24 protein-coding genes are annotated in these 20,979 nt (G+C 66.9%); 14 read left to right on the top strand and 10 right to left on the bottom strand.

Annotation, left to right across the window (positions count from 1 at the left end; genetic code table 11):
• Positions 1-7 precede the first annotated feature (7 nt).
• Positions 8-823 carry a sulfurtransferase gene (locus tag MU553_RS16300; RefSeq protein WP_247379379.1) on the top strand — a complete coding sequence of 272 codons (816 nt, stop codon included), beginning with the start codon at positions 8-10 and terminating at the stop codon, positions 821-823.
• A 129-nt stretch (positions 824-952) separates the two neighbouring features.
• Positions 953-1,195 (top strand): hypothetical protein, encoded by a 243-nt coding sequence (locus tag MU553_RS16305; protein ID WP_247379381.1) that lies wholly within the window; start codon positions 953-955, stop codon positions 1,193-1,195.
• Positions 1,196-1,452: 257 nt separating this feature from the next.
• Here MU553_RS16305 and MU553_RS16310 read toward each other — a convergent pair whose 3' ends face one another.
• Both MU553_RS16310 and MU553_RS16315 read right to left on the bottom strand, forming a co-directional pair.
• The gene (locus tag MU553_RS16310) at positions 1,453-2,463 is read right to left on the bottom strand and encodes an AI-2E family transporter (RefSeq protein ID WP_247379383.1); all 1,011 of its coding nucleotides are present in this window, start codon (positions 2,461-2,463) and stop codon (positions 1,453-1,455) included.
• 134 nt (positions 2,464-2,597) lie between these two features.
• Positions 2,598-3,335, bottom strand: coding sequence for a class I SAM-dependent methyltransferase (locus tag MU553_RS16315; protein WP_247379385.1), 738 nt, complete (start codon positions 3,333-3,335; stop codon positions 2,598-2,600).
• Positions 3,336-3,440: 105 nt separating this feature from the next.
• Here MU553_RS16315 and MU553_RS16320 point away from each other — a divergent pair, with 105 nt between their 5' ends.
• A complete protein-coding gene (locus MU553_RS16320) occupies positions 3,441-3,863 on the top strand; it encodes a DUF2391 domain-containing protein (RefSeq protein WP_247379387.1) in 423 nt (140 codons plus the stop codon).
• A 55-nt stretch (positions 3,864-3,918) separates the two neighbouring features.
• On the top strand, positions 3,919-4,497 hold the full coding sequence (locus MU553_RS16325) for a DUF7090 family protein (protein ID WP_247379389.1): 579 nt from the start codon (positions 3,919-3,921) through the stop codon (positions 4,495-4,497).
• Here the strand turns inward: MU553_RS16325 and MU553_RS16330 are convergent.
• The 6 genes from MU553_RS16330 to MU553_RS16355 all read right to left on the bottom strand — a co-directional run bounded on the left by MU553_RS16330 (position 4,494) and on the right by MU553_RS16355 (position 9,221).
• Positions 4,494-4,763, bottom strand: a complete 270-nt coding sequence (locus tag MU553_RS16330) for a UPF0058 family protein (protein WP_282594338.1) — start codon at positions 4,761-4,763, stop codon at positions 4,494-4,496. The two genes, MU553_RS16325 and MU553_RS16330, sit on opposite strands and share 4 nt — an antisense overlap.
• Before the next feature lie 164 nt (positions 4,764-4,927).
• The gene (locus MU553_RS16335; protein ID WP_247379393.1) at positions 4,928-5,725 is read right to left on the bottom strand and encodes a DUF7089 family protein; all 798 of its coding nucleotides are present in this window, start codon (positions 5,723-5,725) and stop codon (positions 4,928-4,930) included.
• Positions 5,726-5,878: 153 nt separating this feature from the next.
• Complete coding sequence (locus tag MU553_RS16340; RefSeq protein ID WP_247379395.1) at positions 5,879-7,348, bottom strand: MATE family efflux transporter; 1,470 nt, start codon at positions 7,346-7,348, stop codon at positions 5,879-5,881.
• Between the two features lie 182 nt (positions 7,349-7,530).
• Entirely contained in the window at positions 7,531-8,136 is a 606-nt protein-coding gene (locus tag MU553_RS16345; protein ID WP_247379397.1) for a hypothetical protein, read from the bottom strand.
• Between the two features lie 125 nt (positions 8,137-8,261).
• On the bottom strand, positions 8,262-8,507 hold the full coding sequence (locus tag MU553_RS16350; protein WP_247379399.1) for a ferredoxin: 246 nt from the start codon (positions 8,505-8,507) through the stop codon (positions 8,262-8,264).
• A gap of 48 nt (positions 8,508-8,555) precedes the next feature.
• On the bottom strand, positions 8,556-9,221 hold the full coding sequence (locus MU553_RS16355; protein WP_247379401.1) for a chemotaxis protein CheC: 666 nt from the start codon (positions 9,219-9,221) through the stop codon (positions 8,556-8,558).
• 126 nt (positions 9,222-9,347) lie between these two features.
• Here MU553_RS16355 and MU553_RS16360 point away from each other — a divergent pair, with 126 nt between their 5' ends.
• The 4 genes from MU553_RS16360 to MU553_RS16375 all read left to right on the top strand — a co-directional run bounded on the left by MU553_RS16360 (position 9,348) and on the right by MU553_RS16375 (position 14,539).
• The gene (locus MU553_RS16360) at positions 9,348-11,708 is read left to right on the top strand and encodes an ATP-dependent DNA helicase (RefSeq protein ID WP_247379404.1); all 2,361 of its coding nucleotides are present in this window, start codon (positions 9,348-9,350) and stop codon (positions 11,706-11,708) included.
• A complete protein-coding gene (gene cgi121 / locus MU553_RS16365; RefSeq protein WP_247379406.1) occupies positions 11,708-12,196 on the top strand; it encodes a KEOPS complex subunit Cgi121 in 489 nt (162 codons plus the stop codon). The genes MU553_RS16360 and cgi121 overlap by 1 nt, the downstream gene beginning before the upstream one ends.
• 79 nt (positions 12,197-12,275) lie before the next feature.
• Positions 12,276-13,610, top strand: a complete 1,335-nt coding sequence (locus MU553_RS16370; RefSeq protein ID WP_247379408.1) for an oxidoreductase — start codon at positions 12,276-12,278, stop codon at positions 13,608-13,610.
• A 65-nt stretch (positions 13,611-13,675) separates the two neighbouring features.
• The gene (locus MU553_RS16375; protein WP_247379410.1) at positions 13,676-14,539 is read left to right on the top strand and encodes an alpha/beta fold hydrolase; all 864 of its coding nucleotides are present in this window, start codon (positions 13,676-13,678) and stop codon (positions 14,537-14,539) included.
• A gap of 118 nt (positions 14,540-14,657) precedes the next feature.
• On the opposite strand, the gene MU553_RS16380 is transcribed toward MU553_RS16375, so the two are convergent.
• A complete protein-coding gene (locus MU553_RS16380) occupies positions 14,658-15,266 on the bottom strand; it encodes a MaoC family dehydratase (protein ID WP_247379412.1) in 609 nt (202 codons plus the stop codon).
• 235 nt (positions 15,267-15,501) lie between these two features.
• Here MU553_RS16380 and MU553_RS16385 point away from each other — a divergent pair, with 235 nt between their 5' ends.
• From MU553_RS16385 to MU553_RS16410, 6 genes are all read left to right on the top strand, one after another.
• On the top strand, positions 15,502-15,810 hold the full coding sequence (locus tag MU553_RS16385) for an AbrB/MazE/SpoVT family DNA-binding domain-containing protein (protein ID WP_247379414.1): 309 nt from the start codon (positions 15,502-15,504) through the stop codon (positions 15,808-15,810).
• 4 nt (positions 15,811-15,814) lie between these two features.
• Entirely contained in the window at positions 15,815-16,363 is a 549-nt protein-coding gene (locus MU553_RS16390; RefSeq protein ID WP_247379416.1) for a hypothetical protein, read from the top strand.
• A gap of 54 nt (positions 16,364-16,417) precedes the next feature.
• A complete protein-coding gene (locus MU553_RS16395) occupies positions 16,418-16,960 on the top strand; it encodes a poly(R)-hydroxyalkanoic acid synthase subunit PhaE (protein ID WP_247379418.1) in 543 nt (180 codons plus the stop codon).
• A complete protein-coding gene (phaC, locus tag MU553_RS16400) occupies positions 16,957-18,387 on the top strand; it encodes a class III poly(R)-hydroxyalkanoic acid synthase subunit PhaC (RefSeq protein WP_247379421.1) in 1,431 nt (476 codons plus the stop codon). The genes MU553_RS16395 and phaC overlap by 4 nt, the downstream gene beginning before the upstream one ends.
• 144 nt (positions 18,388-18,531) lie before the next feature.
• Positions 18,532-19,272, top strand: coding sequence for a 3-oxoacyl-ACP reductase FabG (gene fabG / locus MU553_RS16405; protein WP_247379423.1), 741 nt, complete (start codon positions 18,532-18,534; stop codon positions 19,270-19,272).
• 6 nt (positions 19,273-19,278) lie between these two features.
• Complete coding sequence (locus tag MU553_RS16410; protein ID WP_247379426.1) at positions 19,279-19,728, top strand: TIGR00725 family protein; 450 nt, start codon at positions 19,279-19,281, stop codon at positions 19,726-19,728.
• Between the two features lie 4 nt (positions 19,729-19,732).
• Here MU553_RS16410 and MU553_RS16415 read toward each other — a convergent pair whose 3' ends face one another.
• Positions 19,733-20,977, bottom strand: a complete 1,245-nt coding sequence (locus tag MU553_RS16415) for an ABC transporter ATP-binding protein (protein WP_247379428.1) — start codon at positions 20,975-20,977, stop codon at positions 19,733-19,735.
• Between the last annotated feature and the right edge of the window lie 2 nt (positions 20,978-20,979).

A 20,979-nucleotide genomic window follows, 5' to 3' on the forward strand; every position in this document is an offset into this window, starting at 1 on the left:
GCAAGGTATGAGCGAGGTAGTAGTTCCGGCGGGGTGGCTGGCCGACCGTCTCGAAGACGTCGCCATCGTGGACGTCCGGGACGCCTGGGAGTTCGACGGCATCGGCCACGTGCCGGGTGCGGTGAACGTCCCCTTCGAGTCGTTCCGCGCCAGCGGCCACGAGGCCGAGGGCGAAGGCGGCCAGGACGGCGAGGAAGGAATGCTCCCGGGCAGCGATCGGTTCGCGGCGTTGCTCGGTGAGGCAGGGATCGAACGCGAGGACGAGATCGTCGCCTACGACGACACCCACGGCGTGTTCGCCGCCCGCTTTCTCGTGACCGCCCAGCTGTACGGCCACGACCCGGCGAAGCTCCACCTGCTCGACGGCGACTTCTCGTCGTGGCAACTCGACCACGAGACGACGAGCGACCCCACCGACGTCGAGCCGACGAGTTACCAGGCGACGCCGCTGGCCGAGGGCGAGACGCCGCTGGTCGACGCCGACGCCGTCGCCGCTGCCATCGACTCCGAGGCCGTCATCGTCGACACGCGCGAGGAGTGGGAGTTCGAGGAGGGACACATCCCCGGTGCAGTCCGGCTGGACTGGCAGGAACTCGTCGACGACGAGACGCGCGGGCTCAAAACCCGCGAGGAGATCGAGCGCATCCTCGACGACCGGGGGATCACCCGCGACCGGCGGATCGTCCTCTACTGTAACACAGCCCGGCGCATCAGTCACACCTACACCGTCCTCCGTCACCTCGGCTACGGGGACGTAGCCTTCTACGAAGGGAGCCTCACCGAGTGGGAAGCCGAGGGGCGGCCGCTGGAGACAGGGAGCTAGGGTCGTTCACCGGGGTTCTCCGGGTCGATCGGTCGTTTTCTCAGTTGCCGGAGGCACCGTGCAGATCGGGACCAAAGGAAGTCCCTCGGAAGTACACAGTTTAAGATTCTGGCAAAACTGGCGTCCGGTATGGACGACGACGCCCTCCTCCGTCAAACAATTCGCCGGTGTACTGCCGTCCTCGTCGCCACCATTGGAATCACCGGATGGACACTCATGGGAGAACGTCAAGCCGGCCCCCCGCTTCTACTGGCTTTCGGTGCAATAGTGTATCTCGCGGCGCAGTACATGGATTTAACACCAACACAAGCGGGAACTGACAAGGACTCGTCCAAGTCTGCCCCCGCCGAAAACTCTGGAAACAACCCATAGTCTACTGCTTCGCTCAGTTGTGACTTGACTTACAGAAGTGACGGTGCAATAATGAGCACGCAAGCATCCGCGCCGCTTTGCGGCGCGGTTCACTCGGCGCGAGCGGTGCGAGGCACGAACGGAGTGAGTGCCTCGCACGGCGAACGGCGTAGCCGTGAGCCAGGGAGCGCCGAGCAGTTTTTAGTCCAGGTTTTTACGAGACGGGTTCCCGCAGGCCGCTTTGCGGCCGAGGAAACCCGTCGCAGTAAAAAAAGTGGTTAGTCAGCCTCGGTCGGTTCGACGCCCATCTCCTCGGAGAGCAGTTGGCCGGCTTCGAGCAGCAGCGCGACCACGAGCGGGCCGGCGATGAAGCCGACGATCCCGACGGTGAGGACGCCGCCGGTGAACCCGACGAAGTAGAGGCTGCCCGGCATCCCGGCCGTAAAGGAGGCCAGACGCGTTCGGATGATCGCGTCCGGGAGAAAGCCCACGAGGACGAGGCCGAACGTGGTCACCAGGATCGCCGCGCCGGTGTTCCCGATGACGAGCTGGTACCCCGCGAGTGCGAGCACGACGACGCTGGGGCCGACGACGGGAATGAACTGCAGGATACCGGCCATGACCGACAGCATCAGCGCCGAGTCGTACCCGAGCATCGCGAAGACGACGTACGCGATGAGGAAGGTGGCGAACGCCGTCGCCGCCTGGAGGACGTAGATAGCGTACAGCGTCGCGCGCACTCGCTCGTGGAACGCGACGACCACGTCGTGATAGCCGATCGGAAAGAAGGCGAACGCCGCCGCCCGGATGTCGTGCGGGCGGAGCAAGAGCGCGTAGACGAGCAACACGAACAGGGCCGCCTTCAGACCGATGACCGGCGCCGCGCCTGCGAAGTCGACGGCGATCCCGGTCAGACTGCGCTGGATGAACCCGAGGGCGACGCTCACGTCGATCGTGTACTCGAACCCGTAGGCCGAGATCGGCACCTCAGCGGGCAGTTCACGGACGAACGCGAGAAACTCCTGGCGGCGGCCGTACAGGGCGCTGACTATCGGAACGACGGCACCCAGGACGGCGAGAAACCCCACCAGCGTCGCGACGGCCGCCCCGACGCGGCGACCCCGGCCCCGGGCGACGACCCACTGCCGAACCGGATACAGGACGTACGCGACCGTGATGGCGAAGAAAACCGTCGCGAGAACGCGTGCGAGGACGGCCATCGTCACCAGCGCTGTCGCGACGAGCAGCGCCAACAGGACGCGGCGACGACGACGGCTGTTCGAATGCACGCGCCGTCCTACTCACCCGTCGGGCAAAACATTTGGTGACAGATACGTCAACAGTTCTGATCTCTCAGGCACCTGGGAAACAGTCGGCCCTTTGCTAACAGTCTGCAAACGAAATCGAGGGGTCGGACGCGCGATCACGCAGAGACCCCAACGGTAAGGAGCGTCCCGTAGACCCGGTAACGCTCCACCATGTCCTCGCGAGTATCCCAGTCTTCAGTTGGAAAGTCTTCGGCCGGCGGAATCTCGGTTTCGCGGTCGGGAACGTTGTCCTGGGCGGCGACGTGAAAGCCAGCCGACCTGAACGCCTCGCGGTACTCGGCGGCCGACCAGCGGGTCATCTCGACGCCGACCGCGTCCGGCCAGTGGTGGGAGTGGACGTTCTCCTCGAAGAAGTTCACCGCGCAGTAGAAGGTGCCGCCCGGCCGGAGCACGCGGTGGAGTTCCGCCAGCGCGGCGTGGGGGTCGGCGGCGTAGTAGAACGCTTCCATCGAGAAGCAGTGGTCGATGCTGTCCTCGGCGAAGGGGAGGTGCTCGAAGTCGCCGTTGACGTAGCCCACCTGCGGGTCGTCCGTGTAGGATCGCGCGTTACGGACCATCTCCGGGGCCGCGTCGAGGCCGTACACCCGGCCGGCGTCCTTGGTCTCGCGGAGGGCACGACCGGCGTACCCGCTCCCACAGCCCAGGTCGAGAATGGTGTCGCCGGCCTCTCGCGGCTCCTCGTCGTCACCGCTCGAGTGTTCCGAGGCGCTCCGCGCCTCGCCCTCCACCGGCATTCGTGCGAGGGCGTGTTTCGCGGTGTGCCAGTGGCGTTCCTCCATGCCCTTGTCGCGCCCCTCGTTGGCCCACCGGTCGAACTCCTCGCTGACGCTCATGTCCGCTGGAAGCGGCGGGGCGGACATAACCGGTTCGGTGTGCAGCGCTGCGCCGCTGGCGTCCGGACCCGGGACGTTTTATCGCTGGGGCGGACTCTCACGAGTATGGGACGCGCGCCACGGTACAAACTCGCGGACACGGCCCAGCAGTTCGTCGGCGGATTCCTGCTCGCCGGGCCGTTCGTCGTCACCCAGGAGGTGTGGGACCTGGCGCGCAACATGACGTACCTGCACGCGCTGCTCACCGTCGGGATGGTCGCCGCCATCGGGTACGGCGCACTGTACAAAGCCGACGACGACCGCGACCCCGATCGGGAAGTGGACGTCGGGGGCGTCCCGCTGCGCTTCGTCTCGCTGCTGGCCGTCGCGTACGGATCGGTTGCGATCCTCGCGCTCGCTTTCACCGCGCCCGGGACCTTCCTCTCCGATCTCGGTGGCGTCGACCGCCTGGAAGTGACCGTCCGTGCGGTCAGCGTCGGCGCGATCTTCAGCGTCGTCGGGGCCGCGACGGCCGACACCGTGTTCTGATGGCGAGTTGTGGAAACCCGCAAAGTTAACGCCCGGCCCCATGTTTGTGGACCACATGGAATACCAGCTCGCTATCGAGAACACGCCGGATACTATCGAGGGTGGGACCGGGATTCTCCTGTTGCATCCGAGCACCGGCGAGACGGACCGCATCGACACTGATTTTCTCGCGACCGACACCGATCACATGCTGATCATCTCGACTCGCACCACCGCCCGCGAGGTCGAGCAGAAGTTGGAGTACTACGAGGTCGACGAGGACTGCGCCGTCATCCTCGACACGCTCTCCATCGAGCGCGGCTACACGCGCCGCCCGTCGGACAAAGTCCGCTACGTCTCCTCACCGGACGACATGGACGGCATCGTCGAGCAGGCCCGGGAGTTCCTCGACTCCCACGACGGGAAGCTCCGCGTCAGCCTAGACTCCATCACCGAGTTGGTGTACTACGCCGACGAAGAGCCCGCTCGCGGCGCCGTCGAAGACCTGCTGGAGTTGCTCGTCGAACACGACGCCGTTGGCCTGTTCCACCTCGCCGAAGAGGTCCACGACGACGACGTGGTCGCCGGGTACCGCGACCTGTTCGATGGCGTCATCGAACTCTCCGAAGACGGGACCGTCAAAAGCGAATTCTAGCCGTCCCAGTTTTCGAGCCGTCGAGACGCGTCCCGCCTTTCGTCGTCCGTCCTCGAGTCCGGCTCCGAGAGCGCAGTCGCGAGTCCCTCGAGCAACGCCAGAACCGCCTCGTGGTGTTCGGCTTTCCGCCGGTGGACCGCAGACGGATCGAGACGGCTGTCGTCGTACCCGGCGAAGGCCCCGGACGCAAGCTCCGTTCGTTCGCCTACCCGTTCCCGCAAGAGCAGGCACAGTGCGTGCAAGTGAATGAGTTCCTGTTTCCGCATGGTGCAGTAGTGAAATCTGATGTCGCTCGCTCGTCGTCGAGGAGTCGCACGGCTAGTCCGAGGACGTGGACACGGTTGAGGGTTCGGCCTGCTGAAACGCTAATAGTTCCGTTCTGGCAAGGATAAGTCCGCCTTACCGGCCGGTCGCCGGATCGGTCGCGGGGCTACTCGCCGAGTTTCTCGAACGTCTTTCGCGCCCACTCGACCGCGTAGGTCGGCCCGTGGTCGAGGTACGCGGTCGTATCGAGCGCCGCGAACGGCGACGGCACCTCTCCCTGGTGTTTGATCGCACTACAGGCCAGTTCCGCCGCCGCCGGGAACGCGGTCTCGCCGCGGGCGAGTTCCTTCGAGAGACCGTCGAGGCGCGGTTTCAACCGTTCGCCAGCGTCGACCCACGCGTCGAAGAGCACGGGGGAGTCGTCTTCCCAGTCCGCGAACACCTCCCGGGTCTGGAGCCCGACGTACCCGGTGTAGAGCGCGGCTGCGAGCTGGTAGGTCTCGGAGGGGGCCAGCGGCACCGCCGCCGACAGCGCTGCGTACTGGTCCTCGAAGAAGCCGAGGAACTGTTCGGGCACGTCCAGCCCGACCTCGACGAGCGCCTCGGCGAGGAGAAAGGCGACGAACGAATCGGGCGACCCGGCCAGCCGCGGCTTGACGAACACCGTAGGCGGGTCGGTCTGGCGCGTCCAGGCGACGCCGCCGTCACCCGGCATCCCGACGGTGAACTCGTCGCTCGCGTAGCGCTGGAGCAACTCGGGCGCACTCTCGGGAACCCACTCGGCGGGATAGCTGTGTGGGTCCAGTCGGTCGGTGAGCAGTGCGAGTTCCTCGGCGACGGCGGGATCGAGGGTCTCGAAGTCCCGCTCGCAGTCGAGGACGAGCGCGTCGGGTGCGTGTCGCTCACGGACCGCCGCCAGTTCGTCTGCGGCCGGCCCAGTGTCGAGGGTGCGCTCGCTGAACATCTACGCCAGCGCGGCGTTGGCGATCAGTACGACGGCCAGCAGCCCGAAGACGGCGAGCGACGCGAGCACGAACTTGGTTGCCTGACTCATACTCGGTCCTTCCGCCAGCAGCGATTTAAAGCCTTCAGTTCGCCGCCAGCGCGCCACGCCGGGTCAATCGTCGTCGGCGCCCGCGCCAACGCTGGCCGCACGCGCGACGCCCTGCCAGTTACCGCTCCGGAACCGCGCGGTGTTGACCGCCGCCTTCACGTAGAAATCCCCCACGAGCGCGAGAAAGACCGCGACGAGCCCGAGCCCCATGCCCGGCGTGACGGTGACGCCGGCGACCGTGAGCGAAAAGGCCGTCGGCAACGCCAGCACGGCGACGGGCAACCGAACCAGATACGACCCCACGAACGTGCCGTAGAGCGGCCAGCGCGTGTCGCCCGCGCCCCGGAGGCTCCCCCGCATCGTCCGCGAGATGGAGAACCCGGCCACGATCAGCCCGAACACGCGGATGAACTGGACGGCGAGGTCGGGGTGAACCGTCCCGAACGCCGTCGCGATAGGACGGGCCGCCAGAGCGATGGCCGCGCCGACGAGCAGTTGCGTCGCCAGCGCGATGCGCATCGTCTCCCAGCCGTAGGCCGTCGCGTCGTCGAGGTCGCCCGCGCCGATCGACTGGCCGACGAGCGTGCTCGCGGCCGTCGAGTATCCCCACGCCGGCATCAGCGCCAGCAGCATGACCCGGCGCCCGATCGCGTAGGCCGCGACCACCGGCGTCCCCAGAACCCCGAGAACGAACAGGAACGGAAACCGCCCGAACGCCTGGAGCAGCCGCATCCCGCCCAGGGGCAGTCCCACGCGAACGATCTCCCGGCAGAGATCGAGGTCGACCTGCGGTCCCCCCACCGGGAACTGCACGGCGTACCGGCCGGAGACCAGCAGGCCGAAGAAGACGACGGCCGCCAGCGCGTTCGCCACGGCCGTCCCCCAGGCCGCCCCCGCCACGCCCAGCGTCGGGAACGGTCCCAGGCCGAAGATGAGGACGGCGTTCAACACGACGTTGGTGGGCAGCGTCAGCAGGCGCACGTACATCGGCGTCCGGGTGTCCGCGCTCCCGGCCAGCGCACGGGCGGCGATCATGCTCCAGAACCGGAAGGCCAGCGACAGCATGACGATCTGCAGGTACACCGCCCCGAGTTCGATCGTCCGCGGATCGTCGGTCAGCACGTCGATCAGCGGCTCGGCGTACAGCCAGGAGAGCAGCGTGAGCGGCAGGGACAGCAGTAGCGAGAGCCACAGCGACTGCTTGACCGCCAGGTCCGCTCGGCCGGGGTCGTCTGCTCCCTTGAGTCGGGAGACGACGCTGATAGTCCCAGACGAGAGCGCCAGCGAGAGGCCGTAGCCGATGAAGTAGTACTGAAAGCCCAGTTCGAGCGCGGCGATAGCGGCGTCGCCGATGGCGATCCCGACCATCAGGAAGTCGGCCATCCGGAGCAGAATGCGCAGGCCGCCGGTGACCATCACCGGGAGCGCCAGGTCGAACGCTTCGGTGCCCTTCTCGCGGTCGACGAGTCCGAGACGGGCCAGTGCGGCGGGAAACGACAGGAGGGCGTCGCGAACGGCGGCACGAGTGCCCATCTACCGGCAGTACGGAGGCGAGTTCCCTGTCACTTTCGACACGAACTCAGAGCGGCACAAGCGTCTGATGCCCCAACGGTTGTTCCAGAGACACGAGAAGTATGTGGTGGCGCCGACGGGACTAGTTCCAAGAGCTGACAGCAATCGGCATGGTCGCCGGATACACCGGGTGACTCGAACGGTTACTCACCGGCGTTCGAGAGGGTCGATTCGACGGCCGCGGCGAGCGTCGCCAGTCTCGCGTCGATCCAGGGTTCGAACCACAGCCCGACGGCGACGAGCGGAAACCCGACGAGCAACGGCAACGCGTCCACGTCTACCGAGCAAGCCCCACCGGGGTGGAAGCTGAGCACCGGGATCGGTTCGGGCAGGTACGTCGCCGAGTAGGCGTAGCCGAGCGACACCGAGAACTGCGGGTCGACGAGGGGTCCCCTGGTGGTGAGCGCACAGCCGACGGCGATCGTCGTCTGGCCGACGGCGAGAATAATCAGTCCTGCACCCACGAGCGCCAGTCCCAGCGTCGGGGCTGACCACCAGTTCCTCGCTGCTTGTGCGTACCGGTTCGCACGCCAGTAACACCACACGGCCACGAGCGCCGGGACGACGATCAGCAGGACACCCAGGAGAGCGGTCGGGATCGGCGAGGTCCCCGTCACGCGTCGTTGCTCGGCGAGCACCCACAGCGTCGTGATTCCGGCGTACTGGACCGCCAGGAGCACCGCGAGGACGGCACCAACCCCGGTCACTCTGAGCAGCACGTGTGGCCGAGTGACGTCGAGGGAGCCCATGGTAACCCAATATCATATTCCCGCTGACAAAAATCTCCCGGGGAGCACGAGTCGCCGGGGCTGACGGCCAGCGTCTCAGACGGATTGTTGGCGGTCGTCACGAGACACAGTTACAACAAGCCGTGTCAGGGGATCAACTGCTCGCCGTCGTCGTCGTACACCGTGATCGCTTCGACGGGACAGGCACGGGCGGCGAACTTCGCGTCGAGTTCGGCGTCGTCGGGCACTTCGCGGACGAACAGATCCTCGTCGGTTTCCTCGCTGTCGGCCAGCACTGCCTTGCCGGCGTCCTCGTCGCGTTCGAACGCGTCCCACTCGGCGACGCACTGGAACATGCCGATACAGGTGTCCTTGTCGTACTCGATTCGCATGGCCGATGGTTTGCGGGACGGAGCCAAAGACCTGACGACGAACGCCGCTCAGGAGAGTTCGGAGAAGTCGGGTGCCGCCTGGGCTTCCTCGGTGATCTCGTCGATGTCGATCTCGTGGATGAGGTCGACGAGCGCGTCCAGTTCGGGGAAGGTGTAACAGGTGAGATCGAGGTCGACGTTCGGGGCAGTGATGTGCGAGTCGATGACGAACACGATGTCGCTGCCGGGCCAGTCGGAGATTTCGTCTAAGATGGCAGCGCTCTTGCCGAAGGCGAAGTGCGGCGGGGAGTGCTTGATCGAGGTGCCGAGGACGTTCGCCCAGCCGTCGATGAAGCTCGACGTCATGATGTTGGCGACCTCCTGGATGGCCGACTTCTGCATGTCCGAAAAGCCCCCTTCGCTGTCTGCGTCCATCTCCTGGCCGAGCATGGCGTTCGCGAGGTTCTTCGCCTGCTTCGTCGAGACCATAAAGAGGAGATAGCCGTACGGTTCGTCCTCCAGTTCGACGTAGATGCCGACCTGCGGGTCGTCACCGGCGGTCGTCTGCAGGTGGGTCTGTACGTCCTCGTAGTCGAGAAAGTTCAGCTTCGAGACCGACGCTTCGGTCTCGATCCCGCTCATCTGCTGGAGATGGTCCGCGACGGTCGTCGCCCCCTCCTTGGCGAGCCCGTTGAACAGATGTAATTTCCGCACGTCGACCTTCAGCGAGTCCATAGCGTAAATTAAACGCCAGGCCACATGAATCCACTCATGACACTCGCTGGAGAGTGAGAAGACCCGGGAGCCCGCGGTGGGCGCGAGACGGAGGTTTAAATCCGGGGACTCGTTAAGGACATCGTAATGGACGTTGCGGAGATTCCGGGGATTCCGGACTGGTTGCCCGCGCACTTACAGGACGCGGGGATCGCCGAACTCTATCCCCCACAGGCCGAGGCCGTGGAGGCGGGGGTCACCACCGGCGAGAACCTCGTCGCCAGCGTGCCGACCGCCAGCGGGAAGACGCTCGTCGCCGAACTCGCCATGCTCTCGCGGGTCGCCGAGGACGGGAAAGCCCTCTACATCGTCCCGCTCCGGGCGCTGGCCTCCGAGAAGAGCGAGGAGTTCGAGCAGTTCGAGCAGTACGGCGTCGACGTGGGCGTCTCGACCGGCAACTACCAGTCCGACGGGGAGTGGCTCGCAGATTCGGACGTCATCGTCGCCACGAGCGAGAAGGTGGACTCGCTCGTTCGCAACGACGCCCCCTGGCTCGACGATCTGTCCTGTGTCGTGACGGACGAGGTCCACCTCGTCGACGACGGCCAGCGCGGCCCGACGCTGGAGGTCACCATGGCGAAGCTCCGCCAGCTCAACCCCGACCTCCAGACCGTCGCGCTCTCGGCGACGATCGGCAACGCCGACGAACTCGCCGACTGGCTCGACGCCGAACTCGTCGACTCGAACTGGCGTCCCATCGAGCTCCAGAAGGGCGTCCACTTCGGCCAGGCGCTCCACTTAGAAGACGGGAGCCAGCAGCGCCTCGAAGTCAGGAACAGCGAGGACGAGACGGCCGCGATCGTCCGGGACACGCTCGCCGACGACGGCTCGACGCTCGTGTTCGTCAACTCCCGCCGGAACGCCGAGGCCGCGGCCCGCCGACTCACGCAGACCACCTCGGAGTTCCTCGACAGCGAGGAACGCCAGCGCCTCCAGGACGTCGCCGACGAGATCCGCGAGGTCAGCGACACGGAGACGAGCGACGATCTGGCCGACGCCGTCGAGCAGGGCGCGGCGTTCCACCACGCCGGCTGTGCCAGCCAGCATCGCGCGCTCGTCGAGGAGGCGTTCCGCGACCGCCTGCTGAAAGTCGTGTCCGCGACGCCCACCCTCGCCGCCGGGGTGAACACGCCCTCCCGGAGAGTCGTCGTCCGGGACTGGCGGCGCTACGACGGCACCGTCGGGGGAATGCAACCCCTCTCGGTGCTGGAAGTCCACCAGATGATGGGACGGGCCGGGCGCCCGGGACTGGACCCATACGGCGAGGCGGTCCTCATCGCCAACAGCCACGACGAACTCGACGAGCTGTTCGAGCGGTACGTCTGGGCCGACCCCGAGCCCGTTCGGTCGAAGCTGGCGGCCGAGCCGGCGCTCCGGACGCACCTGCTGGCGACCGTCGCGTCGGGCTTCGCGAGTTCCCGCGAGGGCCTCCTCGAGTTCCTCGAACGCACCCTCCACGCCTCCCAGAACGCCGACCGGAGCGAACTCGAACGAGTGACCGACCGGATGTTAGACTACCTGGAGGTGAACGACTTCCTGCAACGGGACGGCGACCAGCTCCAGGCCACAGGACTGGGACACACCGTCTCGCGCCTGTACCTTGACCCGATGAGCGCCGCCGAGATCATCGACGGGCTGCGGGACTGGGAGCGCGGGGGCACGACCACGCGGTCCAGCCGCCAGGAGGACGACGCCGTCGGGTTCACGACGGCCAGCGAACTCGCCGCGAACGAGGAGTCGGACGCCGACCGCGGGCCGCCGGGCGCGCTGGGGCTGTACCATCTCGTCGCGCGCACGCCGGACATGTACGAACTGTACCTGCGGTCGGGCGACGAGGAGGAGTACACCCAACTCGCCTACGAGCGAGAAGACGAGTTGCTCGGCCGGACGCCCCACGAGCGCGAGGAGCGGTTCGACGACTGGCTGTCGGCGCTCAAGACGGCGCGGCTGCTCGAAGACTGGGCCAGCGAAGTCGACGAGAGCGAGATCACCGATCGCTACGGGGTCGGCCCGGGCGACATCCGCGGCAAGGTCGACACCGCCCAGTGGCTGCTCGGCGCGGCCGAGTCGCTGGCCAGCGAACTCGGCCTGGACTGCGTGCCCGCCATCCGCGAGGCCAGAACGCGCGTCGAACACGGCGTGAGCGCCGAACTGGTCGACCTCGCGGGCGTGCGCAACGTCGGGCGCAAGCGGGCGCGGCGGCTGTACGACGCCGGCATCCGCACTCGCGCGGACCTCCGGGAGGCCGACAAGTCGGTCGTCCTCGGGGCGCTCCGCGGCCGCGAGAAGACCGCCGAGACCGTCCTCGAAAACGCGGGTCGCCAGGACCCCTCGATGGACGGCGTCGAGCCGGCCGAGATCGACGGCGTCGACGCCGGGACGGAGCAGAGCGAGACCGAGGCGGACGACCAGAGCCCGGATGACCAGTCGAGCCTGGGTGATTTCTGATGGAGGTCGTCGAAGGCCGGGCGACGGTCGACGACCTCGACGCGTTCGTCGCGCGATTGGGCGAGATCGGCGAGACGTACGGCTGTGCGGTCCAGGCGTTCGACGCCCGCTACGTCGTCGACCGGGCACACCTCGAACGAGCGGTCGAGCTGGCGGACCGCGCTCGCGCCCGCGGTGAGGCCATCGCGAACGAGCACGCCGTCGAGATCCTGCTGTACGCGGCCGGTCGCCGCCAGATCAACCAGGCGCTGGAGATGGGCGTCTCGACCGGCGAGTCGCCGGTGGTGGTCGTCGTCCACGGCGACGACGAGGCCGGGGCCGCCGCGGCGGTCCGCGAGGAACTCGCGCCGGCCGACACCCTCGGATCCTACGACGAGGAGCGCGTTCGGTCGTTCTTCGACGTGGGCGACCGGGAGACGGCGGCGACGAGCGCCGACCTCCCGACCCTGGTCCGCGAGCGCGTCGCGCTGCTCACCGTCGACAGGTAGAGCGCGACCCGCCAGCGCGGCCCGCCAGTCGGTTCCGACTCCCGACAGGTCTTACTCGGTGGCCGAGAGACCGAGAGCCATGGCGACCCTCGACGACCCCGTGTCCGTCGGCGGCGTCGAGTTCCGGAACCGGCTGTACCGCGCGCCCCTCCTCGAATGCGCGGGCAACGGCCCCGACGCCGTCGACCGCCTCGTCGACGAACTGACGCCGGCAGCCGAGAGCGGCGTCGGCTGCATTCACCAGGGCGCGACCCTCGTTCGAGGCGAAGGTGGCTGTGCGGCCCCGAACATGACCCGGGTCCACGACCCCGCGTTCGTCGGGTCCCTCGGCGCGCTGACCGACGCCGTCCACGACCAGGGCGGCCACATCTTCGTGCAGCTGGAGGAGGGCGGGCTGCGGAGCATGGAGACGTGGCACGCACAGTACCGCGACCGTCACCCCGACCTCGAACAGCTGGCCGTCTCGCGGCCGCCCTGGCAACTCCGGCTGCTCGACCGGGCAGGCTTCATCGACCTGACGCCGCGCGTCCTCGCGACCGACGAAGTGTACGACCTGGCGCGTGACTTCGGCCGTGCCGCCGAGCGCGCGGTCGAGGCGGGGTACGACGGCGTCCACCTCGCCGGGGCGAACATGGGCATCATCCAGCAGTTTCTCTCGCCGTTCTACAACCGACGCGACGACGAGTTCGCCGACGGCGTCCGCTTTCTCGAACTGGTTCACGACGAGATCCGCGACCGCGTCGGCGGCGTGCCCCTCGTGACGAAGGTCCCCGCGGAGACCGCGGCGCCGCCGACCGTCCGCCGACACCTCTCGCTCGCGGACGGGGTGGCCGTCGCCAGCCGACTCGCCGACGCGGGGTTCGACGGCCTGGTTCCCGTCGAGTGTTCGGTCGTCTGGGACATGAGCCTCGTCCGCGGGGCCTTCCCGGACCGGGCCTGGGCGGCCGAGGACATGCAGGCGGACTACCGCGCGGCGTTCGGGGGACGACTTCGCGCCCGCGCGGTGGCGACGCTGAACTGGCTGCAGGCCCAGCGCTTTCGACGAGAGCCGGGCTGGAACGCACGGTTCTGCCGGCGCGTCCGGGAACGGCTCCACGCCGAGGGGCACGGCGACGTGGCGATCTTCTGTGAAGGGGGCGTCCGGACGCGCGAGCAGTGTGACCGGCTGCTGGGCGACGGGCCAGCCCGCCAGGCAGCCGACCTCGTGGGGATGGGGCGACCGTTCTACGCGGAGCCGCGGCTGGGCGCGCGGCTGCTCGCCGGCGAGGACGCGCTCTGCCGGAGCTGTAACAACTGCACCGTCCCGCAGGCGGCCGGTGCGGACGGGCGGTGTCGCACCCCGAGCATCGTCCGCGAACGAGGGAAACTGGCGGCGGCGGGTGCATACGAAACGGACGAAAACAGCGCCGAGTGACACGGCGAACGACCGTACGTACGGGCCCGAAAGTCCTTGACTGCGGACTGAGTAGTCGCGGCCGAATGGTGCCTCCCCGCAGTGACTCCCGGGAAATCACGGTCACGACAGGAAGCCGGCGACGCCGAGCGAACGAGACGACGATCCGGTATCTGGACGCCGGCGAGGGGCCACCGGTCGTGTTGCTCCACGGGATCGGCCTCGACGCCGCCGCGATTTCCTGGAAACACGCCATCCCGGAACTGGCCGAGACGCATCGCGTCATCGCCCCGGACCTCCCCGGCCACGGCGAGAGCGACAAGCCGCGTCGCCGGTACACCACGGAGTACTACATCGAGACGCTGGAGGCGTTGCTGACGGAACTCGGCCTGGAGACGGTGAGCCTGGCGGGCATCTCGATGGGAGGCTGTGTCGCGCTGGGGTACGCCCTGGAGAACGACGTCGACCGGCTCGCACTCGTCGACAGCTACGGGCTCGGCACCGACGCGCCCTGGCGGCCGATGGCGGCGATGGGACTGCGGGTGCCGGTCGCGAGCACGGTCCTCTGGCAGACGATGGGCGTCAACGAGGGGACCGTTCGGGACACCCTCCGCGGGTACGTGACCAGCGCCTCCGAGGCGTTCGTCGAAGAGATCCACGAGGTCCTGCAGGACCCGGACAACGGCCGGACGCTGCGCAGCTGGCAGCGCAGCGAGTTCCGCTCGTACGGGTTCAGAACGTGCTACCTCGACGAACTGACCGAGTTGAACGCGCCAACGCTCCTGGTACACGGGGACGACGACACGCTCTTGCCGACGTCGTGGTCAGAGCGGGCGGCCACGAAACTGGCCGACAGCGAACTGCACGTCTTCGAGGACTGCGGCCACTGGCCGCCTCGCGAACGCCCCGAGCGGTTCAACAGCGTTCTCACCGAGTTTCTGGCGAGCTAAGGGCGGTAAACGGTCGACGGCCGTCGACCAGCTATCAGATGGTGCGCGAGTCCGGGGGCTCCGGACGCGCAGGCAGCAAAAACGTCAGCGAACGCGAGCGCGCGGCTCGTGGACCCGATCAGTCCGGCTTCTCGTCGATGAGGACGACGGCTTCGCCGTCGATGACGGTTTCGTCCTCGTCTTTGACCTGGGTGGTCAGGCGGAACTGCTTGTTCCCGAGGTCCTCGACGATCTCACAGTCGGCGGTGACGCGGTCGCCGATGCGGACCGGGTTGTGGAACTCCAGATCCTGCGAGAGGTAGACCACGAGCCCGGGGAGGCGGGCGAGCGCGGCGCTGATGAGGCCGCCGACGAGCGTCCCGTGGGCGATTCGCCCGCGGAAGCGGGTCTTTTCGGCGTACTCGTCGTCGAGGTGGAGCGGGTTGGTGTCACCGCTGGCGGCCGCGAAGGACTTGACGTCCTCGTCGGTGATGGTCTTGGTGAACTCGACGCGGTCACCGACGCCCAGCTCGGTCCGGTCGTCTTCGCTGAGTTCGACCGACCACTCGGCCAGGTCTTCGTCGGGTTCGATGCGATCGCGTGCGGTGAGCGCTGCCCCGTCGTCCTGCGATGGAACGCCGAAGGCCGCGAAGGCCGCCCGGTTGGCGGCCATGACACTGTTGAAGACGTGCGATGACGTCTGGGTCCAGGTATCAAGCAGCGCGCTCCGGTGCGGATTGGAGCTCATTGACACCCTCCTTTGGAGATTGCTATATTAAAACGTGGTGGTTCAGCCGACGCTGCAGCCGTCTGCGGCCGTCTCCAGCCCACAGAAGGGACATTCGAAGTATCGTTTGCCCGCGCGCGGACCGGAGCGAAAGCCCCGAAGTAATCAGTTCGTACCATCTGCTTCCATTGAATGGTAACGAGTGGTGAGAATGATAACGCTTATGGTGTCAGCTGGTGTAGGACGGAGTGAAGAGATGACCGACGAGAGCGACAGTCCGGACGGGCTGATGTGGCCCCCATCGATGATGAAGGGACTTCAGCAGGCGAGCGAACAGGCCATGGAGCAACAGCAGGAGTTCATCCAGCAGTTGCTCGGGGCCAGTACCTCCGGTGTGGGGGTCCCTCAGTTGGGTGCGATGAGTCAGATGGCGACGTTCAAGACTCGCGTCCAGAGCGGGGGTCGCATCAGCATTCCCGATGCGGAGCGCGAAGCGCTCGACATCGAGGAAGGGGACATCGTCCAGACCGTCGTGATCCCGGTCAAACGTAACCGCAACGAGTGAAACCATGGAATACACAGCACCCATCACCACGACCTTCGAGATGCAGCGCGCAGCGATCAAGCAGAGCCAGCAGGCCTTCGAGCAGACCGTCGAGTTCCAGCACAACGTCAACGAGGCGTTCCTCGACAGCCTCGACAGCCAGGAGTCCGCCCAGCGCCGCGGCGTCGAACTCTCCCAGTCGGCCATCCACAGCTACCTCGACACCGTCGAGAGCACGGTGCCCGGCGCCGCCGGCTCCGTCGAAGAAGTCCGCAACGCCATCGACGAGCAGTTCGACCTCCTGCTCGAGAACCACGCCGAACTGTTCGAGAACCTCTCGGACGAGTACTCCGAAGGGCTCGACGCCTACGACGAGCTGACCGAGGACTACGTCGAGGCGATGAACGAGCAGATCGAGATGGTGCTCGACGCCCACGAGGACCTCGAAGGGCAGTCCCTCGAGGCCGCAGAGCAGATGGAAGAGCAGATCGAACAGGTCCAGGAACAGGTCGAGCAGGTCCAGGACCAGGTCCAGGAAGTCCAGCAGCAGGCCCAAGAGCAGATCGAAGCGTAGCGCGGACTTCAAGTAGCTTAACTTTTTATTTTCGCAATAGGAGACAACCCACCCATGAGCGATACAACCAACGACGCGATGGAGGACTGGAGCGAGATGGTCGAGCAGATGAACGACGCAGTCGCGGACTCGGTCGAGCAGAACATGAAGGCCCAGGCGGCCTTCATGGAGTCCTGGGCCGACGCCGTCGAGGGCTCGCTGCCGGAGGAAGAGGAACTGGCCGAGGGCTTCGAGGGGTACAACCGCGCCTACGAGGTCTGGATGGACGCCGCCGACAAGATGTTCGAGCGGACCACCGACGCCGCCCAGGGCGAGGACGTCGAGCCCACGGAGATCCGGGACATCTGGCTGCAGTCGGCAAACGAGGCGTTCAAGGAGGTCATGGGCACCTCCGCGTTCGCCGCCGCGAACGGCCAGCTCGTCGAGGCCATGATGGACATGCAGGACGAGGCCGACGACATCACGCAGGACACCATCCAGCAGATGGGGCTGCCGACCCGTGACGACGTGATGGAGGTCGGTGAACGCCTGGTCGAACTGGAACGCCGTCAGCACGCGGTCGAGCAGAAACTCGACCGGATCATCGAGGAACTATGATGAACCCCCTGCAAGCCGCGCTCGACGTCCAGCGGAAGGGCATCGAGGCGATGACCGAGGGCGTCGAGAAGGCCGAAGTCGCGCCGGAGCGGGCCGGCCCGCTCGCGGACATCGACGTCGGACAGACGCCCAGCGAGGTCGTCTACACGGAGAACAAGCTGGAACTGCTCCACTACAAGCCCGAGGAAGCAGGCATCGAGGTGGCCGAGGAAGACAAGTGCGACGTGCCGATCCTCGTCGTGTACGCGCTGATCAACCGGCCGTACATCCTCGATCTCCAGCCCGAGCGCTCGGTCGTGCGCCGCCTGCTCGAAGCCGGCCACGACGTCTACCTCATCAAGTGGAACGAACCGTCGCGGATGGACCAGTTCCTCACGCTCGACGACTACGTCAACCGCTACATCCACAACTGCGTCGAGGAAGTCGCCGACCGCGCCGACCGGGAGAGCATCAACGTCCTCGGCTACTGCATGGGCGGCACCATGTCGGCGATGTACGCCGCGCTCCACCCCGAGAAGGTCAACGCGCTGGCGCTGATGGCCGCCGGCCTCTACTTCGAGGACACCGGCGGGGTGCTCGAAGAGTGGGGCAGCGACGAGTACTACGATCCCGAGGACGTCACCCAGGCGTTCGGGAACATGCCCGCGGAGATGTTAGACGTCGGGTTCGCGCTGATGGACCCAGTCAACAACTTCGTCTCGAAGTACATCCGCCTGTACGACAACATCGAGAACGAGGACTTCGTCGAGAACTTCGCGCGCATGGAGCGCTGGCTCGACGAGGGCGTCGACGTCGCGGGGAAGGCCTACGAGCAGTTCCTCCGGGACATCTACCAGCGCAACGCGCTCTACGAGAACGAACTCGAACTCGACGGGAAGCGGGTCGACGTCGAGAACATCGACATGCCGATCCTCCAGATCATCGGCGAGTACGACCACCTCATCCCCGCCGCCGCCTCGAAACCGTTCAACGACGTGGTCGGCACGGACGACGTCGAGATCATCGAGTACCCGACCGGTCACATCGGGCTCTCGGTGTCGGGATCGTCCCACAAGGACGTGTGGCCCGAGGTGTGTGACTGGTTCCACGAGCGGAGCGAGGCCGCGGACGAACTCGACGAGGAGGAAGCCGCCGAGATCGAGATCGACGACGCCACCGACGGCGGCGACGGTTCGGCCGGCGGGGACGTCATCGACGCCGAGGAGACCAGCCAGGTCGACAACGCAGACGAGCAGGCGACGCTGACCGGCGACGGCACGGCCGACGTCGAGAGCGTCGACGGGATCGGCCCGACCTACGCCGAGCGCCTGCGCGACGCCGGCATCGAGACGACGACCGACCTCGCCGCGGCCGACGCCGCAACCGTCGCCGAGGTCGCAGAGGTGTCGGAATCGCGAGCCCAGGACTGGCTCGACCAGCTCGCGTGAGACGGGTCCGGCAGGCACCCGCCACGGCCCCAGCTGAGAGAGTCTCCGACGGTGAAAACGTCATTTCCCACGAAGGCAACATAATCGGAGCGGCGTGTTCGATCCGCAGATATCCTTTTCCCGCCAGCGGCTGAACAGGTAGGTATGCTTTCCGATCAGACCTGCGTGGTCACCGGTGGATCGCGTGGGATCGGCCGCGGCATCGCGGAGGAACTCGGCCGTCACGGAGCGAGCGTGGCCGTCAACTACCGGTCCTCGGACGCGGAAGCCAGAGAGGCCGTCGCCCAGATAGAAAGTGAGGGCGGCGAGGCGATCGCGGTCCAGGGGGACGTCGCGGACTACGACCAGGTCGAGGCGATGTGCGAGGAGGTCCGCGACGCCTTCGGGTCGGTCGACGTGCTGGTGAACAACGCCGGCATCACCATCGACAAGACGTTCGAGAACATGACCAGAGAGGACTGGGACAGGGTCATCAAGGTGAACCTCGGCGGCGTGTTCAACTGCACGCACTGCCTGTTCGACGACATCAAGGCGGCCGAGGAGGGGCGACTCATCAACATCTCCTCGGTCGTCGGCCAGCAGGGCAACTACGGCCAGGCCAACTACGCGACGACCAAGTCGGGACTGTTCGGGTTCACCCGCACGATCGCGCTGGAGCTGGCGAGTACGGGGTCGACGGCCAACTGCGTCGCCCCGGGCTTCGTCAAGACCGACATGCTCGAAGAGGTGCCCGAGCGCGTCCAGCAGAAGATCCTCGACCGCATCCCGCTCAACCGGTTCGCGACGGTCGACGACATCGCGGGCATCGTCCGGTTCGTCGCCAGCGAGGACTCGAGTTACATGACGGGCCAGATCCTCGCGGCCAACGGCGGGATGGAGTGGTAGCGAGGAATGCGCGTGAGCGTCATCGGCGGCGGGTCGGTCACCGACGAGACGTACCGGACGGCCGTCGCCCTCGGCCGGGAACTCGGCGAGCGCGGCCACACTGTCGTCTGTGGCGGGCTCGGCGGCGTGATGGAAGCCGTCTGCGAGGGGGCACGGGACGCGGGCGGGCACACCATCGGAATCCTCCCGGGACCGGATCGCGAGGCGGCCAACGACTACGTCGAGACGGCGATCGCGACCGACATGGGCAACGCCCGGAACGTCGTGGTGGTGCTGAACGGCGACGCTACCGTCGCCATCGACGGCTCGACGGGGACGCTCTCGGAAATCGGCCACGCGCTGGATTTCGGCCGCCCCGTCGTCGGACTGGACACGCACGACGTCCCGAGCGTCGAATCAGTCGAGACGCCCGTCGAGGCGGTCCAAACCCTGGAGAAGACGGTCGGCGTCGAGTGAGCCGTTACCGGGAGGCGTCGTCGGCCTCCCGTACCTCGTCTGACCCCTGCGTCTCGGACGCGGCCTCTTGCGTTCCCGTGTCGGGAGCCACAGCCGTTGTCACGCCGTGGACGAGCGCTTCGCCGGAGTCGGCGTCGAACAGGTGGATAGCCGACCGGTCCAGTCGTACTCGGGTTCGGTCCCCCTCGGGACCGCCGGAAAGTTCGGGCACGGGCGGCGTGCTCATCAGGAGCTGGTCGGCCTCGTCGACCTCGTCGGCCCGGCCTTCCCCGACCTGCCCCACGTACTCTCCGCCGAGCAGCAGATAGACGAACACCTCGTCGCCGACGGGTTCGACCACGTCGATCGTGGCGACGATGGACTCGGTGGGGTCGTCGACGCGCTCGTCGCTGTCCGAGAGGACGACGTCCTCCGGACGGATGCCCAGCCTGACGGCCTGTCCGGGCGCGAGGCCGAACGCGTCCGGGTCGAGGTCGATCGTGAAGTGCGCCGTGTCGACGCCCGACTCGGTCACCTCGGCGTCGATGAAGTTCATGCTGGGCGAGCCGATGAAGCCGGCGACGAACTCGTTGGTCGGCTCGTAGTAACAGGTCAGCGGATCGGCGAACTGCTGGACCTCGCCCTCGTTCATCACGGCCAACCGATTCGACATCGTCATCGCCTCCTCCTGGTCGTGGGTGACGTAGACGATAGTCGTCCCGAGTTCGCGGTGGAGGCGCTGGAGTTCCGTCCGCATGTGGACGCGCAGTTTCGCGTCGAGGTTCGCGAGCGGTTCGTCCATCAGGAACACTTCGGGTTCGCGGACGATGGCGCGGGCGATGGCGATGCGCTGGCGCTGCCCCCCGGAGAGTTCGTCGGGCATCCGGTCTAACATGCCGTCCATCTGGACCGTCTCGGCGGCCTGCTCGACGCGGCGGTCGATCTCCTCGTCGTCGAAGTCCCGCAGTCGGAGCCCGAAGCTGACGTTGTCCCGGACGTCCATGTGCGGGAACAGCGCGATGTTCTGGAACACCATCGAGAGCCGGCGGTCCTTCGGCGGGAGGTCGGTCACGTCCTCGCCGGCGATCGAGACGCGGCCCTCGCTGGGCGTCTCCAGGCCGGCGATCATCTCCAGGGTGGTCGATTTCCCACAGCCCGAGGGGCCGACGAGCGTGACGAACTCGCCGTCTTCGATCGCGAGCGACACGTCCTCGACCGCCGTCACGTCGTCGTAGCGTTTGTACAGGTGTTCTAGCTTGACGTCTCCCATTG

This window comes from Halorientalis brevis (genome assembly GCF_023077655.1).

What these genes read in the sequence shown, in the direction of transcription:
- MU553_RS16325 (WP_247379389.1), top strand. Translation starts at nt 3,919, where the DNA reads ATGGAATACCAGCTCGCTATCGAGAACACGCCGGATACTATCGAGGGT.
- MU553_RS16375 (WP_247379410.1), top strand. Translation starts at nt 13,676, where the DNA reads ATGGTGCCTCCCCGCAGTGACTCCCGGGAAATCACGGTCACGACAGGA.
- cgi121 (WP_247379406.1), top strand. Translation starts at nt 11,708, where the DNA reads ATGGAGGTCGTCGAAGGCCGGGCGACGGTCGACGACCTCGACGCGTTC.
- MU553_RS16355 (WP_247379401.1), bottom strand. Translation starts at nt 9,221, where the DNA reads ATGGACTCGCTGAAGGTCGACGTGCGGAAATTACATCTGTTCAACGGG.
- MU553_RS16340 (WP_247379395.1), bottom strand. Translation starts at nt 7,348, where the DNA reads ATGGGCACTCGTGCCGCCGTTCGCGACGCCCTCCTGTCGTTTCCCGCC.
- phaC (WP_247379421.1), top strand. Translation starts at nt 16,957, where the DNA reads ATGATGAACCCCCTGCAAGCCGCGCTCGACGTCCAGCGGAAGGGCATC.
- MU553_RS16410 (WP_247379426.1), top strand. Translation starts at nt 19,279, where the DNA reads ATGCGCGTGAGCGTCATCGGCGGCGGGTCGGTCACCGACGAGACGTAC.
- MU553_RS16380 (WP_247379412.1), bottom strand. Translation starts at nt 15,266, where the DNA reads ATGAGCTCCAATCCGCACCGGAGCGCGCTGCTTGATACCTGGACCCAG.
- MU553_RS16315 (WP_247379385.1), bottom strand. Translation starts at nt 3,335, where the DNA reads ATGAGCGTCAGCGAGGAGTTCGACCGGTGGGCCAACGAGGGGCGCGAC.
- MU553_RS16385 (WP_247379414.1), top strand. Translation starts at nt 15,502, where the DNA reads ATGACCGACGAGAGCGACAGTCCGGACGGGCTGATGTGGCCCCCATCG.
- MU553_RS16330 (WP_282594338.1), bottom strand. Translation starts at nt 4,763, where the DNA reads ATGCGGAAACAGGAACTCATTCACTTGCACGCACTGTGCCTGCTCTTG.
- MU553_RS16335 (WP_247379393.1), bottom strand. Translation starts at nt 5,725, where the DNA reads ATGTTCAGCGAGCGCACCCTCGACACTGGGCCGGCCGCAGACGAACTG.
- MU553_RS16390 (WP_247379416.1), top strand. Translation starts at nt 15,815, where the DNA reads ATGGAATACACAGCACCCATCACCACGACCTTCGAGATGCAGCGCGCA.
- MU553_RS16320 (WP_247379387.1), top strand. Translation starts at nt 3,441, where the DNA reads ATGGGACGCGCGCCACGGTACAAACTCGCGGACACGGCCCAGCAGTTC.
- MU553_RS16395 (WP_247379418.1), top strand. Translation starts at nt 16,418, where the DNA reads ATGAGCGATACAACCAACGACGCGATGGAGGACTGGAGCGAGATGGTC.
- MU553_RS16360 (WP_247379404.1), top strand. Translation starts at nt 9,348, where the DNA reads ATGGACGTTGCGGAGATTCCGGGGATTCCGGACTGGTTGCCCGCGCAC.
- MU553_RS16300 (WP_247379379.1), top strand. Translation starts at nt 8, where the DNA reads ATGAGCGAGGTAGTAGTTCCGGCGGGGTGGCTGGCCGACCGTCTCGAA.
- MU553_RS16345 (WP_247379397.1), bottom strand. Translation starts at nt 8,136, where the DNA reads ATGGGCTCCCTCGACGTCACTCGGCCACACGTGCTGCTCAGAGTGACC.
- MU553_RS16415 (WP_247379428.1), bottom strand. Translation starts at nt 20,977, where the DNA reads ATGGGAGACGTCAAGCTAGAACACCTGTACAAACGCTACGACGACGTG.
- fabG (WP_247379423.1), top strand. Translation starts at nt 18,532, where the DNA reads ATGCTTTCCGATCAGACCTGCGTGGTCACCGGTGGATCGCGTGGGATC.
- MU553_RS16305 (WP_247379381.1), top strand. Translation starts at nt 953, where the DNA reads ATGGACGACGACGCCCTCCTCCGTCAAACAATTCGCCGGTGTACTGCC.
- MU553_RS16350 (WP_247379399.1), bottom strand. Translation starts at nt 8,507, where the DNA reads ATGCGAATCGAGTACGACAAGGACACCTGTATCGGCATGTTCCAGTGC.
- MU553_RS16370 (WP_247379408.1), top strand. Translation starts at nt 12,276, where the DNA reads ATGGCGACCCTCGACGACCCCGTGTCCGTCGGCGGCGTCGAGTTCCGG.